Source organism: Hydrogenophaga sp. FG152, from assembly GCF_057809615.1.
This window is the reverse complement of the sequence record NZ_JBMDKH010000001.1, coordinates 18100-31797: the sequence shown is the minus strand read 5'-3', so window position 1 is coordinate 31797 and position 13698 is coordinate 18100. Positions and strand designations below refer to the sequence as shown.

The 13698-nt window shown below is 66.9% G+C and carries 13 protein-coding genes and 1 pseudogene; 13 read left to right on the top strand and 1 reads right to left on the bottom strand.

Features of this window, described 5'->3' with window-relative positions:
* Positions 1-183 precede the first annotated feature (183 nt).
* The 12 genes and pseudogenes from ACODTB_RS00130 (at position 184) to ACODTB_RS00075 (ending at position 11168) form a co-directional block, all read left to right on the top strand.
* Positions 184-735, top strand: coding sequence for a hypothetical protein (locus tag ACODTB_RS00130; RefSeq protein WP_488929029.1), 552 nt, complete (start codon positions 184-186; stop codon positions 733-735).
* Positions 713-1303, top strand: a complete 591-nt coding sequence (locus tag ACODTB_RS00125) for a hypothetical protein (protein WP_291121654.1) — start codon at positions 713-715, stop codon at positions 1301-1303. Before ACODTB_RS00130 ends, ACODTB_RS00125 begins: the two co-directional genes overlap by 23 nt.
* 256 nt (positions 1304-1559) lie before the next feature.
* Positions 1560-1898, top strand: a complete 339-nt coding sequence (locus tag ACODTB_RS00120) for a hypothetical protein (protein WP_488929028.1) — start codon at positions 1560-1562, stop codon at positions 1896-1898.
* A 37-nt stretch (positions 1899-1935) separates the two neighbouring features.
* Entirely contained in the window at positions 1936-3555 is a 1620-nt protein-coding gene (locus ACODTB_RS00115) for a hypothetical protein (protein ID WP_291121657.1), read from the top strand.
* Between the two features lie 44 nt (positions 3556-3599).
* Positions 3600-3755 (top strand): annotated as a pseudogene (gene glnQ, locus ACODTB_RS00110) (glutamine ABC transporter ATP-binding protein GlnQ); the annotation flags it as partial.
* 41 nt (positions 3756-3796) lie between these two features.
* On the top strand, positions 3797-4870 hold the full coding sequence (locus ACODTB_RS00105) for a glycerophosphodiester phosphodiesterase (protein WP_291121658.1): 1074 nt from the start codon (positions 3797-3799) through the stop codon (positions 4868-4870).
* Positions 4871-4912: 42 nt separating this feature from the next.
* Positions 4913-5302, top strand: coding sequence for a hypothetical protein (locus tag ACODTB_RS00100; protein WP_291121659.1), 390 nt, complete (start codon positions 4913-4915; stop codon positions 5300-5302).
* An 80-nt stretch (positions 5303-5382) separates the two neighbouring features.
* On the top strand, positions 5383-6759 hold the full coding sequence (locus ACODTB_RS00095; RefSeq protein ID WP_291121660.1) for a TolC family protein: 1377 nt from the start codon (positions 5383-5385) through the stop codon (positions 6757-6759).
* Between the two features lies 1 nt (position 6760).
* The gene (locus ACODTB_RS00090) at positions 6761-8170 is read left to right on the top strand and encodes a multicopper oxidase family protein (protein WP_291121661.1); all 1410 of its coding nucleotides are present in this window, start codon (positions 6761-6763) and stop codon (positions 8168-8170) included.
* A 23-nt stretch (positions 8171-8193) separates the two neighbouring features.
* Positions 8194-8712, top strand: a complete 519-nt coding sequence (locus ACODTB_RS00085) for a cupredoxin domain-containing protein (protein WP_291121662.1) — start codon at positions 8194-8196, stop codon at positions 8710-8712.
* Positions 8713-8735: 23 nt separating this feature from the next.
* Complete coding sequence (locus ACODTB_RS00080) at positions 8736-9470, top strand: copper-binding protein (RefSeq protein WP_488929027.1); 735 nt, start codon at positions 8736-8738, stop codon at positions 9468-9470.
* 93 nt (positions 9471-9563) lie between these two features.
* On the top strand, positions 9564-11168 hold the full coding sequence (locus ACODTB_RS00075; RefSeq protein ID WP_488929026.1) for a methyl-accepting chemotaxis protein: 1605 nt from the start codon (positions 9564-9566) through the stop codon (positions 11166-11168).
* Between the two features lie 22 nt (positions 11169-11190).
* Here the strand turns inward: ACODTB_RS00075 and ACODTB_RS00070 are convergent, their stop codons facing one another.
* A complete protein-coding gene (locus ACODTB_RS00070) occupies positions 11191-12156 on the bottom strand; it encodes a Bug family tripartite tricarboxylate transporter substrate binding protein (protein ID WP_291121664.1) in 966 nt (321 codons plus the stop codon).
* A 170-nt stretch (positions 12157-12326) separates the two neighbouring features.
* Here ACODTB_RS00070 and ACODTB_RS00065 point away from each other — a divergent pair, with 170 nt between their 5' ends.
* A complete protein-coding gene (locus tag ACODTB_RS00065; RefSeq protein WP_291121665.1) occupies positions 12327-13655 on the top strand; it encodes a TAXI family TRAP transporter solute-binding subunit in 1329 nt (442 codons plus the stop codon).
* Positions 13656-13698 lie beyond the last annotated feature (43 nt).

The window sequence follows — 13698 nt, the reverse complement described above, 5'->3', positions numbered from 1 at the left end:
AATCAGGGCAATGACGACCCCTGCGATCCCAGTTCATGTCGCTCATGCATCCAGCAGGGCATGCCGCTGCGGCAATTCCCCCTGGAGTATGTGTAGTTCTATTGGACTACATTCACTTCACCTGAAGTCGAAACGCGGCGTGCGTCGACCACTGGCAGTTGCAACATTCAGGAGGGCATTGACATGGACCAAGGTGGCAAGTTTGCCGAGGGGCTGGGGGTGAGCGCGGTGATTGTGGCGGTCGCACTGGTGGGTTGCGGGGGAGACAAGCGCGCGGAGGATGGTGATGCAGCGCGCACGCCTCAACAAGTGATCGAACAACTGGAAGCGAGCGGCAAGTTGCCCAGGCTCGAGCGCCTGCCCAGCGTTGAAGGCATGGACGCGAATGGCAACGGCGTGCGGGATGACATCGAGACCCACATTCATCGCAAGTACACGGACCCGGCACAAAGAAAGGCTGCGATGCAGATGGCGCGGGCTCTTCAACGAGCGCTGCTGGTTGACAAGAGCGATTCTGTGGCTATTGATGCGGCAGCACAGGCAATAGCCAAAGCGGTTGACTGTTCTTTTGACATCTTTGCAGGAGCCGACAACGAGAAGCACCGCTATCGGATGTCCAACGAGTTGGAGTCCATCACCACCAATACCAAAGAGAGACTGAATGCGTACCTTGCGTTCAACAAGGCTGTCAGTGGCTCCGTAACTTCGTCCTATGAAAGTCGCGGCTGTGATTGAGATGCTGCTTAGCAACCGCCTATTGCGCGCAACGATCTGCGGGTTGTTGATGCACCATTCCGCCATGAGTCAAGAGCCGTGCGACAGGAACGGCGTTGCCTTGGGCTTCTTCAATGGCGTACAAACGACGTACCTGCAGGCGAATGATGCGCGTCGCGAAATACGCAAAGTCTTCGGAGAGGTGACCCCCAGCAGCGAACCCATCACGTACGAACTGTTCTACAACGACTCCGAAGGTTTCGCCGATTTCGTGGAGACGTTCGACCAGCGTCTTCACGAACATGGGGGCCTGCTGGCCGGCCGCTTCGAACTGTTCTTCTCTGCCACGCGCGGTGAGGGGGCTTGGTGGCGAGCGATCACATCGGCGATTCCGAGCCTGGTCGGTTTTCTGGATTCCTTGTTTGATCTGTCTCGGGCGGCACTGATGACCGAGCTGACCGCCAACCTCGGAAACCCGAACATGGCCGAAGTGGCAGGTCGCCACCGGGCACAGATCGATCCAATTTCATGTCTTTCATGCATCCAGCAGGGCACTCCGCCGCGGCAATGCTCCCTGGAGTATGCGTAGTTCTATTGGACTACATTCACTTCGGCGGTGGTCGAACTCGGCGTGTGTCGACCACTCAGCAACTGCAATATTCAAGGAAGGAACATCGAAATGAAACCAAGTCGCAAGTTGGCCAAGGGGCTGGGGGTAAGCGCGTTGATTGGGACGCTCGCGCTAATTGGTTGCGGGGGGGACAAGCGTGCGGAGGGTGGCGACGCAGCGTGCACGCCTCAACAAGTGATCGAGCAACTGGAAGCGAGCGGCGAATGGCAACGGCGTGCGGGATGACATCGAGACCCACATTCATCGCAAGTACACGGACCCGGCACAAAGAAAGGCTGCGATGCAGACGGCGCGAGCGTTACAGCAAATGCTGTTGGTGGACAAGAACGATGCGGTGGCGCTTGAGCGCGTGTCGCAAGCGTCGTGGAGGGCCGTGGGGTGTGAATCACTGGCTTTTTCCGGGCCAGAGGGCTCAACACAAAGTTGGGAGATGGCTCAAGAAATCAAGGCAATGACGACCAACACCAAGGAGCGGCTCCAAGCCTTCCTCGCATACAACGCAGCTCGCAGTGGTTCTGTTTCCTCGATGCCGAAGGTGGATAGCTGTGACTGACCGATCTCTTCTGGGGTGGTGGCGACGATGGGTACTAGTGCTCAGCGTCATATCTGCGTCGAATGCATTTGGTCAAGAACAATGTGAGCGCAATGGAGTGGTGTTCGGGTTTTTCAACGGAGTTCAGACGCAAGAAGGCGATGCGCAACGTGCGGTGCGTCAACATATTTCTGTTCTCTATGGATCTACCACCCCCAACGGCGAACCTATCACGTACGACCTGTTCTACAACGACACCCAAGGCTTCGCCGATTTCGTGGAGACATTCGACCAGCGTCTTCACGAACATGGGGGCCTGCTGGCCGGCCGCTTCGAACTGTTCTTCTCTGCCACGCGCGGTGAGGGGGCTTGGTGGCGAGCGATCACGTCGGCCATCCCCAGTCTGGTCGGTTTTCTGGATTCCTTGTTTGATCTGTCTCGGGCGGCACTGATGACCGAGCTGACCGCCAACCTCGGGAACCCGAACATGGCCGAAGTGGCCGGTCGCCACCGGGCACAGATCGATCATTGGGCGCGCCTTGAGAAGAAGATGCTCTTCTTCGCGCACTCGCAAGGCAATCTGTTTGTCAACATGGCCTATGCGCATGCCCTCAGCAGGACCGATGCGAAGTCGGTCAGGGTGGTGCATGTGGCGCCAGCATCGCCGATGTTGTCCGGCCCACACACGCTGGCCGACAAGGACTTGGTCATCAATGGCTTGAGGATCGTGGGCGCCGTGGTTCCCAACACCACGGACATTCCTCCGTATTTCAGTCGACCCGCAGGCCTCAATGGCCTGCGCGATCTGATCGGGCATGGGCTGATTGAGATTTACCTCAATCCCGCGGTGCCCACGGCTGGCCGCATTCGCGAACATGTGTTGGCCGCACTGCGGGGGTTGGAATCGCCGCCGCGCCAACCCATGCCGCCGTTTCCGGATTTCGTGGCCCGTCCATGGCAGGGTGGCGCGGCGCCTGTGGTGGTGCGCACGCCGGATGACGCATCGCATGTGTTGGAAAAAATCGTTGACCAAAGCAGTGCTGCGACGGTGTTCGTCAGCACAGGTGGTGGATATTGGTCGCGCGAGCCACCCGAGGAGTCAAAGAGCGGGTGGAGCCGAAAGCGCTTCCAAGGGAAGGGAATGGGAGGCTCTCGACAGTGTTTGTGGGGCGAACAGCACGTGGAAGGATGGGCGAGTGCCCAGCCGTCTTTTGAATGTGTCTTCGAGCGAGTACCTCTCGGATACGGGTCTTATGGTCCGGCGTTGCCTGAGGAACTGGCTGCGTACAAGGACGCCCCGAAGGGTACGGTCGTGCGTTTGAATACGATGACTTATCTGGGCCTGCGTCTGGCGGTGGAGGGTGTCAGCTCAACCGATGCATCTATCGGCTTCATGTCGGGCGCCATCCTGCGCGGGTTCACGGGCATGCAGGATGAGCGCGTGTGGAATGAGTCCTACACGATCAAACCCGGAGTGCTGCAAAACCAGGAGGCCTATGAATCGTGGCTGGCCGCCCAGCGCGCCCATGCGACCGAAGAGTTTCGCCGCTATGAGCGTTATCTGGAGGAACGATCGGAGTATGAGGAAAGGCTGAGGCTTTGCCCGCCACCACCGCCTCCTGCACCACCCGACCCAGAATCGTGCGTGCCGACGCAGCAGGTAGTCTGCCCGTCATAGCGGTGGAGTGGTGCTGCTCATCACATGTCTCCGTTATGGATGTTGTGACGCACGAGACGGGCTTCGCCAAGGCTGTGGCAGACCGCGTGATCTCCATGAACCAGGGCCAGATCGTCGAGCAGAACACGCCGACCGAATTCTTCAACCACCCGCAGAACGAACGCAGCCGCGATTGCCTGTCCAAAATCCTCGGCCATTGAGCTGTCTTGCATCGGTCACGGGAGGCTGTCAGACTGCCCCCATGACCGACCCCACCCCACAGGGCGTGCAACGCCTGACCTGGATCCGCTGGAGCTGCACCACCGCCTTGGGCCTATCGCTGTGGTGCGCGAGCGCCGCGCTCGCGTTCGACGTTCAAGGCCATCGCGGCGCGCGCGGCCTCGCCCCCGAAAACACCCTGGCGGCCTTCGAGCGCGCACTCGCCGTGGGCGTGAGCACGCTCGAACTCGACGTGGTGCTCAGCGCCGAGGGCGTGCCAGTCATCTCGCACGACATCGCCCCCAACCCCGACCTCACGCGCGACGCCGACGGCCGCTGGCTGCAGGCGCGCGGCCAACCCTTCCACCGCCTCACACTGGCCGAGATCGGTGCCTGGGACGTGGGCCGCATCAACCCGGCCAGCCGCTACGCGCGCGATTTCGCCGAGCAGCAGGCGCAGGACGGCCAACGCATCCCGACCCTGGCCGCGCTGTTCGAGCGCGTGCGTCAGCTGGGCGCCCACCAGGTGCGCTTCAACATCGAACTCAAGATCAACCCCAGCCGCCCGGACGAATCCCCCCACCCCGACACCTTCGTGCGCGCGGTGCTGGCGGTCGTCAAGGCCCATGGCATGACCCAGCGCGTGAGTCTGCAGAGCTTCGACTGGCGCATCCAGAAGGTGGCCAGCCAGCTCGCGCCCGGCATGCCGCTGTCCTACCTGTCGTCGCGCAACACGCTCAAGAGCAGCGAGTGGACGGCGGGCTTGCGGCTGGCCGAGTTCGAGGATGCACCCGGCATGGTGGCCGCCGCCGGCGGCAAGCTCTGGTCGCCCAATTTCAACGACATCGACCAGCACCTGCTGCAGCGCGCCCGCTCGCTGGAGCTGCGCGTGATCCCCTGGACGGTGAACGAGACCCACGACATGGCACGCCTGATCGACTGGGGGGTGGACGGCATCATCACCGACTACCCCGACCGCCTGCGCGCGGTGATGCAGGCGCGCGGCATGGCGCTGCCGCCCCAGGTGGCGGTGCGCGCGGCCAAGGCCCCCGCGCCGGTGGAAGAGATCCTCCCCTCGCCGCCCCCGCGCTTCGGCGTCGCGCCGCAATTGCCCTGAACCCGGGGAACCAAATCGGCCCACGCCGTATCATTCCAGTCCATGCGCCACCTGTTGCTCGCCCTCATGATCGCCCTGCTGCCGATTCGCGGCTGGATGGGCGACGCCATGGCGCTGTCGATGCTGGTCGCGCCAGCGCAGGCCTCCATGCATCACCAGGCCGCGGCGGGCACCGACCACGCCATGCCTGCCGGGCACGCCCAGGGCCATGACCAGGGCGCCACCGGCATGACCGGGCACGGTGCCGACATGCAGGCCGACGGCGGCGGCGAACACACGCACAAGAGCTGCGAGGTCTGCAACGGCCCGGCGATGGCGCTCTCGGTGCCCACCGTGCCCACCCTGTCCCCACGGCACGGCCTGCTCGCGCCACCGGCTGAGCGCTTCGTCAGCTCCGAGCCGCACCAGGGCATCAAGCCACCCATTTCCTGAGCGCACACACCCGAGGTGCGTCCGCCGCCGCCCGATGAGGGCGCGCGATGGGCGCTGGTTTGTGTTTTCAGGAGATTTCCATGACCCTTTTCTGGCGAACGTCGCCACCTGGGCCCACCCGCGCGCGGGCCGGCCTCTTCATCGGCTGCGCCCTGGCCCTCGCGTCGGCCCATGCGCAGTCTTCCGACGCCCTCGGCGCGGCCGATCCGGCCCGCCCCGTCACCGCACCGCCCCTGGTGCTGCCCCCCACCGGCAACACCGAGCTGCCCGCGTTGCCGACCGACATCGCGGCGGCGCGCGCGATCTGGCAGCGCGCCAACCAGCGCGTGGCCGAGTTTCCGCGCGGCCACGCCGACCTGCTGCGCTGGGAGTCGACCCAGGCAGGTGAAGCCCGCGCCGAGCCCCGGCGCGAAACGACCCTGGACATCACGCAGGCGCTGCGGCTTTCGCTGCGGCACCGGCCCGAGCTCTTCACCCACGCCGACATGAACCCCCTGGCCCAACGCCAGGTGGCCGTGGCCTATGCGGCGCACGTGCGGGACGTCCAGCGCGCCTGGATCGATGCCGTGACCGCGCGCCAGAGCGAGCGCCTGCTCGCCGAGGTGCTGGACGCCACCCGCACTGGCAGCGAGCTGGGCCGGCGCATGGTGGTGGCGGGCAACTGGAGCCAGGCCCGGCAGATGCGCGAGCAACTGATCGAGGCCAGCGCCTGGCAGGCCAGTGTGAACGCGCGCAGCACCACCCTGGCCGCGCAGGAACGGCTGGCCCGCCTGCTGGGCCTGTGGGACGCGCAGGCCGTGGCGCAACTCGGCGAGCGCTTGCCCACCAGCCTGCCCGAGTTGCCCACGAAGGCCTCGCCCGGCGAGGGCATGAGCGAGGCCGCGCTGGAAGCCGCCGTCCTGCGCGGCCACCCCACGCTGGCACAGACCAGGCTGCTGGCCGGGCGCGACATCGCCCCACCGTCACCCGCGCGCCGACAGGCCTGGAACGACGCGGTGGATGCCGCGCTCGACACCGTCACCGGCGCGGGCTCGGCGCCACCTCACATCGACAACCTGAGCCTGCTGCGCGACCACACGCTGGAGCGCGCCGTGAGCGCCGAAGCGGCCTTGCTGCGCCAGGCCGCCGAGCGCCGATCGATGGCGCGCCAGGCCTGGACGGCGCTGCAGGTGCGCCATGCGAGCGCCCAGCACGCGCAGAACGTGGTGGCGCAACTGCAGACCGCCCTGGAGCAGGACACCCAGCTGCGCTACAACGGCATGCTGCAAAGCACCTGGGAGCTGCTGGCCAGCGCCCGCGAGCGCATGGGCGCGCTCGATGCCGCGCTGCAGGCGCGCCGTGGCTACTGGCTCGCGCAGGCCGACTGGCAGGCCCTGCTCGCGGGCGCCGACTACGCCGGCCCCGACACCCCCTCCTCTTCATCCGGCAATGGCACGGCCGCCGCCGCAGGACACTGACATGACCGCCTCCCTCAACCGACGACATTTTTTTGCCGGCGCGGCCGCCACGGCGGTCGCCGCCACCAGCGTGAGCCGCGTGGCGCTCGCCGCCCTGCCCGAAGCCGTGCAGCAGACCTCGGCCGACACCGCCGCGCCGTGGACGCCGCCGGGCGTGACCGGCGCTGGCCGCCCCTACAACCCGGTGGTCACGCTCAATGGCTGGACCCTGCCCTGGCGCCTGAACAACGGCGTGAAGGAGTTCCACCTGGTGGCCGAACCCGTGGTGCGCGAGGTGGCACCCGGCTTCATGGTCAACATGTGGGGCTACAACGGCCAGAGCCCGGGGCCGACCATCGAGGTGGTGGAAGGCGACCGCGTGCGCCTGTACGTCACCAACCGCCTGCCGGAACACACCACCATCCACTGGCACGGCCAGCGCCTGCCCAATGGCATGGACGGCGTGGGCGGCCTGAACCAGCCCGCCATCCCGGCGGGCAAGACCTTCGTCTACGAGTTCACCGCGCGCCGGCCCGGCACCTTCATGTACCACCCGCACGCCGACGAGATGGTGCAGATGGCCATGGGCATGATGGGCTTCTGGGTCACGCACCCCCGGCAGAAGCATCCCTTGATTGAGGACGTCCAGCGCGACTACTGCTTCCTGCTCAACGCTTTCGACGTCGAGCCCGGCAGCATGACGCCGCAGGTCAACACCATGCTGGAGCAGAACATCTGGGCCTGGAACAGCCGCGTGTTCCCCGCCATCTCGCCGCTGGTGGCGCGCCTGGGCGAGCGGGTGCGGGTGCGCGTGGGCAACCTCACCATGACCAACCACCCGATCCACATCCACGGCATCGAGTTCGAGGTGAGCGGCACCGACGGCGGCCCCACGCCCAAGGGATCGCGCTGGCCCGAGGTGACCACCGACGTGGCCGTGGGCCAGATGCGGCAGATCGAGTTCGTGGCCGACGAGCCGGGCGACTGGGCCATGCACTGCCACAAGAGCCACCACACCATGGGGGCCATGGGCCACAGCGTGCCGACCATGATCGGCGCCGACCACCGGGGCCTGGTCAAACCCCTGCAGCGCGCCTCGCCCGACTACATGGTGATGGGCGAGCGCGGCATGGCCGACATGGGCGAGATGCAGATGGAGCTGCCCGCCAACACCTTCCCCATGATGACCGGCACCGGCCCCTACGGCCCGATCGAGATGGGCGGCATGTTCACCACGTTCAAGGTGCGCGCCGACCAGAAGGCCGGCGACTACAGCGACCCGGGGCCCTACGCCATGCCGCCGGGCACCCAGGCCCGGCTGGTCGATACCGGTGCGGCACCTGCGGCCGCGCGCCCCGCCACCCCGCCTTCCCAACCCGCCAGCGCCACCGTGCGCAAACCCGCCGCCGACGCGGGCCATCACCAACACTGATTCCATTTTTGAAAGGACACACCATGAACACGACGAACACCACCAACCGCCGCCAGTTCCAGTTCGGCCTGCTCGCCCTACCCTGGGCCCTGTCCCTGCCCGCCGCGCACGCGCACGGCGACCAGCACGGCAAAGCCGCCAGCGCGGTGGTCAAGGAGCAGAAGCCCTGGGGCATCGCGGGCGAACCCGGCGCCGCCACGCGCACGATCGACATCCGCATGACCGACGACATGAAGCTCAGCCCCAACCACCTGGAAGTGCGCGAGGGCGAGACGCTGCGCCTGCGCGCCATCAACAAGGGCAAGGTGATGCACGAGATCGTGCTCGGCACGGGCGCGGACCTGCGGGCCCACGCCGAGATGATGAAGAAACACCCCGGCATGGAACACGACGAACCCTACATGGCACACGTGCCCGCTGGAAAAACCGGCGACATCGTCTGGACCTTCAACCGCCCCGGCGATTTCGAATTCGCCTGCCTGATCGCCGGCCATTTCGAAGCTGGCATGCGTGGCACCATCCGCGTCAAGCCCAAGGCCTGACGCCCACCTTTCAGGAGCACCCCATGCAACGACGACACCTGCTCAGCGCCGCGATCGGCCTGTCCCTGGCGGCCAGCGGCGCCTTCGCCCAGACGCCCGCCCCCCCTGCGCTGCAGGTCTGGAAAGACCCCAACTGCGGCTGCTGCAAAGACTGGGTCGAGCTCATGCGCGCCGACGGCTTCCAGGTCCAGGTCTTCGACACCGGCAACACCGCGGTGCGCCAGCGCCTGGGCCTGCCCGCGAAGTACGGCTCGTGCCACACCGCCCTGGTCGGCGGCTACGTGGTCGAAGGCCATGTGGCGGCCAGCGAGATCCGCCGCCTGCTCGCCGAGAAACCCGACGCAATCGGCCTGGCCGTGCCCGGCATGCCGGTGGGCAGCCCGGGCATGGACGGCCCGGTGTACGGCGATCGCCGCGACGCCTACGACGTGTTGCTCGTGCAGCGCGATGGCAGCTCGCGCGTGTTCCAGCACCACGCGGGAGCGGCCACCGGCGGCTTCAAACCGACCTCGGGCGATGCGGTGGCCGGCGCGCTGCCGGTCAGCGAGGCCGAGGTGCGCAAGGTCGACACCGCCGCCGGCAAGATCACGCTCAAGCACGGTGAGATCAGGAACCTGGACATGCCGCCCATGACCATGGTCTTCCAGGCGCGCGACCCGGCCCTGCTGGGCAAGGTGAAGGCCGGCGACAAGGTGCGCTTCACGGCGGACAAGGTCAACGGCGCCTACACCGTGATGAGCCTCGAACCGGCACCCTGAGCCGGCGAAGTGGGTGGTCCGCGGTTTGATCTGCGTCAAACCGCGGCCAGTCTGGGCCGGCTGCTGCGTTTTTCCCCTTCGGTTTCGGCCGCAATGGCCGATGACCATCCCATGCGCAACAACCTGCCCGTCACCCCCAACGAATATGTGATCCCCGAAGGGGTCACGCTGGTGTCCACCACCGACCTGCAAAGCCGCATCACCTACTGCAACCCGGCCTTCGTGGCCGTGAGCGGTTTCGATCGCGAAGAACTCCTGGGGCAGCCGCACAACATCGTGCGCCACCCCGACATGCCCACCGAGGCCTTCCGGGACATGTGGGCCACCCTGGCCAGCGGTTCGCCGTGGTCGGCGCTGGTGAAAAACCGGCGCAAGAACGGCGACCACTACTGGGTGGAAGCCAACGCCACGCCGGTGCTGGAAAACGGCCGGACCGTGGGCTACATGTCGGTGCGCACCGCGCCCAGCCGCGACAGGGTGCAACAGGCCGAAGCCCTCTATGCCCGCATGCGGGCCGAAGGCCAGGACGGGCGCCCCACCCTCTCGCTGCGGCAAGGGCGGGTGGTGCAGGGCGGCTGGCTCGGCCGGCTGCAGGACATCACCCGGCTCACGCTGGGCAAGCGCATCGCGCTGTGCTCCGTGGGCATGGCGGCGGCGGGCCTGGCCATGGGCGAACTCGCGGCCCCCTTCGGCGCCATGGCGCACCTTGGCGCCGGCGTGGCCCTGCTCGCCGTGGCTTCAGTGGCCGCGCTCCTGCTGCGCCAGCAGATGCTCACGCCCCTGCAACGGGCGGTGGCGTTTGCCAACCAGATGGCCGCCGGGGATCTCTCCGCGCGCATCCAGGGCCACGCCAATGGCGAATTCGGCGAACTCACGAAGGCCCTGAACCAGCTCAATGTGAATCTGCAGGCCGTCGTGGCCGACGTGCGCCACGAGGTCGAGGGCGTGCAGGTGGCCTCCAGCCAGATCGCCGCCGGCAACCAGGACCTGTCCTCGCGCACCGAGTCGCAGGCCAGCAGCCTGGAGCAGACCGCCGCCTCGGTGGAAGAACTCAGCAGCACGGTGCAGCAGAGCGCGAACGCCTCGCGCGAGGCCTCGGTGCTGTCGCAGCGCTCGGCCAGCGTGGCGCGCGAAGGCAACGACGCCATGGCGCGCGTGATCCACACCATGGACGACATCAGCCGCTCGTCCAAGCGCATCGGCGAAATCATCGGTGTGATCGACGGCATCGCCTTCCAGACCAACATCCTGGCCTTGAACGCGGCGGTGGAAGCGGCGCGCGCGGGTGAACAGGGCCGGGGTTTCGCGGTGGTGGCCGGCGAGGTGCGCAGCCTGGCCCAGCGCACCATGACGGCCTCCAGGGAAATCAAGGCGCTGATCGACGAATCGACGGGCCAGGTGGCCGCCGGCAGCGAGCTGGTGCACAGCACCGGCAAGACCATGACCGAGGTGGTGCAGTCGGTCGAACAGGTCAACGGCCTGATCGCCGACATCACCCACGCCACGCAGGAACAGGCCCTGGGCCTGGGCCAGATCAACCAGGCTGTGGGCCAGCTCGACGCGGTGACCCAGCAGAACTCGGCCATGGTCGAGCAGCTCGCCGCGGCCGCGGGCTCCCTGCAGGCCCAGGCCCAGGTGATGAACGACGCGGTGCGCGTGTTCCGCCTGCAGCAGCGCGCGGGCGCCCTGCGGGCCTGAGGGCCTGAGGGCCTGAGGGCCTTCAGTTCGCGCTCAGGTCGATCTTCGCCGCCACGGCCTCGAAGGCCTTGAGTTCGCCGGCGAGCTTGGCGGCGAACTGCGCCGGCGTCACCGGCTGGGCCGCGACGTTGCCCTGCTTGGCCAGGGCGTCGCGGAATTCGGGCGTCTGGATGATCGCATTGATGTCGGCGTTGATCTTCGCCACGATCGCGGGCGGCGTGCCGGCCGGCGCGAGCACGCCATGCCAGGTGCCGATGGTGAAGTCGGCGACGCCGGCCTCGGCGAAGGTGGGCACGTCCTTGAGGTGAGGGAAGCGCTGACTGGACGTGACCGCAAGCGGGCGCAGCTTGCCCGCCGTGACGAAGGCCGTGATCGAACCGGGCGACGGGAACGACATGTCGACCACGCCGCCCACCAGGTCCGTCATGCCCGGTGCCGCGCCCTTGTAGGGCACGTGCAGCATGTCGGTGCCGGTGCGCAACTTGAAGATCTCGCCGGCCAGGTGCGGAATGCCCCCGACGCCCTGCGAGGCGTAGCTGAAGGACTTCTGCTTCGCGCGCAGGGCGGCGACCAGCTGGCCCACGTTCTGGTAGGGCGAAGCGGCATTCACCACCAGCACGTTGGGCACATCGACGGTGAGCGCGATGGGTGCGAACGACTTTTCGACGTCGTAGCGCAGGCCCTTGACCACGAACTTGTTGAGCGTGTGGCTGGTGGCCGTGACCAGCAGGGTGTAGCCATCGGGCCTGGCATTGGCCACCGCCGCCGCGGCGATGGTGCCATTGGCACCGGCGCGGTTCTCCACGATCACCGACTGCCCCCATTGCGCGGCCAGCGCCTGGCCCACGAGGCGGGCCGACTGGTCGATCGCGCCACCGGCGGCGTAACCCACCACCAGGGTCACGTGGCGATTCGGGAAATCCTGCTGCGCGTGCGCGGCACCGCAGGCGAGGATCGCGGCGAATGCGCCGCAGGCGAGGGTCTTCATGGTGTCTCCGTGGGAATCTGCTGCGCCACAGGCAGCGATGGAGCCCATAGTAGGAAGCGCGTTCCAGGGCGTCAAAGCGAGATTGGGCGGATTCCGCCAGGAGAAAAGCGGACACCGGCCGAACATCCTGTCACAGCAGGCGCAGGGGGGCGGCATGCTAATGTCGCGCCATGCCCAAGACCCTGCGATACACCCTGCTCTCCCTGCGCGAGATGCTGCTGTCTGCCGGCCCGTTCGCCATCCTCACGGTCGCCCTGCTCTGTTTCACCTACTGGTGGCTCAAGCCCAACCCGCCGGACCGCGTGGTGCTGGCCACCGGGCCCGCGCAAAGCGCCTACGAAGCCTTCGGCAAACGCTACGCCGAGGCGCTCGCGCGCAACGGCATCACGGTCGAGCTGCTGCCGTCCGAGGGTTCGTCCGCCAACCTGGAGCTGCTGCGCACCGGCCAGGCCGACCTGGGTTTCGTGCAGGGCGGCACGGCCGACATCGGCTACGACGACGAAGACGCGATCACCTCCCTGGGCAGCCTGTTCGTGGAACCGCTCTGGCTGTTCTACCGGGAGGACGCCGCCAAGCGCCTGCGCAAGTCGCCCACGGTCAGCAAGCTCTCCGAACTCAAGGGCTGGCGCGTGAACGTGGGCACGCCGGGCAGCGGCGTGCCGCGCCTGTTTTCCACGCTGCTGGACGTGAACCGCCTCAACGCCTCCGAGATGACGCTCAGCCAGCTGGAGCAGACACCCGCCACGGTGGCCTTTCTCAACGGCGAGCTTGATGCCGTGGTGTTCGCCTCGGCGCCCGAGTCGCTGATGGTGCAGATGCTGCTGCAGACGCCCGGCGTGCGCCTGCTGGACTTCGCGCAGAGCGAGGCCTACTCGCGCCGCTTCGGCTACCTCACCCCCGTGGTGATGCCCCAGGGCATGGTGGACCTGGCCAACAACATCCCGCCGCGCAACGTGCGCCTGGTGGCTTCCACCACCAGCCTGCTCGCGCAGGCCAACACGCACCCGGCCATCCTGCAGCTGTTCGCTCAGACCGCCATCAGCCTGCACAGCGGGGCGAGCTGGTTCAGCCGGGCGCGCGAATACCCCAGCCTGGAACACAGCGAGGTGCCCATCGCACCCGAGGCGCAGCGCGCCATCAAGGGCGGCACGCAGCCGTTCCTGCAGCGCTACCTGCCGTTCTGGCTGGCCAACCTGATCGAGCGCATGTGGCTGGCCATGGGCCTGATCATCGCGCTGGCGCTGCCGCTCTCGCGCATCGTGCCGCCGCTCTACACCTTCCGCATCCGCAAGCGCGTGTTCCGCTGGTACGCCGAGCTGCGCGACGTGGAGCAGCGCAGCGAAAACAGCAACGAGAGCGCGCAGGAGCTGCTGGAGCAGCTGAACGCGATGGAAGCCAAGGTGGAAAAGGTGGTGGTGCCGCTGTCGTACACCGACGAGCTCTACGCGCTGCGCAACAACATCCACCTGGTGCGCAAGAAACTCCTGCGCAAGGCTTAACGCTTTCGTGCGGCCGCGCCAAGCCGGATCAGCCCCCTCGCAG

Coding starts and splice junctions, on each gene's coding strand:
- ACODTB_RS00130 (WP_488929029.1), top strand. CDS start 184: ATGGACCAAGGTGGCAAGTTTGCCGAGGGGCTGGGGGTGAGCGCGGTG.
- ACODTB_RS00125 (WP_291121654.1), top strand. CDS start 713: ATGAAAGTCGCGGCTGTGATTGAGATGCTGCTTAGCAACCGCCTATTG.
- ACODTB_RS00105 (WP_291121658.1), top strand. CDS start 3,797: ATGACCGACCCCACCCCACAGGGCGTGCAACGCCTGACCTGGATCCGC.
- ACODTB_RS00100 (WP_291121659.1), top strand. CDS start 4,913: ATGCGCCACCTGTTGCTCGCCCTCATGATCGCCCTGCTGCCGATTCGC.
- ACODTB_RS00095 (WP_291121660.1), top strand. CDS start 5,383: ATGACCCTTTTCTGGCGAACGTCGCCACCTGGGCCCACCCGCGCGCGG.
- ACODTB_RS00090 (WP_291121661.1), top strand. CDS start 6,761: ATGACCGCCTCCCTCAACCGACGACATTTTTTTGCCGGCGCGGCCGCC.
- ACODTB_RS00085 (WP_291121662.1), top strand. CDS start 8,194: ATGAACACGACGAACACCACCAACCGCCGCCAGTTCCAGTTCGGCCTG.
- ACODTB_RS00080 (WP_488929027.1), top strand. CDS start 8,736: ATGCAACGACGACACCTGCTCAGCGCCGCGATCGGCCTGTCCCTGGCG.
- ACODTB_RS00075 (WP_488929026.1), top strand. CDS start 9,564: ATGGCCGATGACCATCCCATGCGCAACAACCTGCCCGTCACCCCCAAC.
- ACODTB_RS00070 (WP_291121664.1), bottom strand. CDS start 12,156: ATGAAGACCCTCGCCTGCGGCGCATTCGCCGCGATCCTCGCCTGCGGT.
- ACODTB_RS00065 (WP_291121665.1), top strand. CDS start 12,327: ATGCCCAAGACCCTGCGATACACCCTGCTCTCCCTGCGCGAGATGCTG.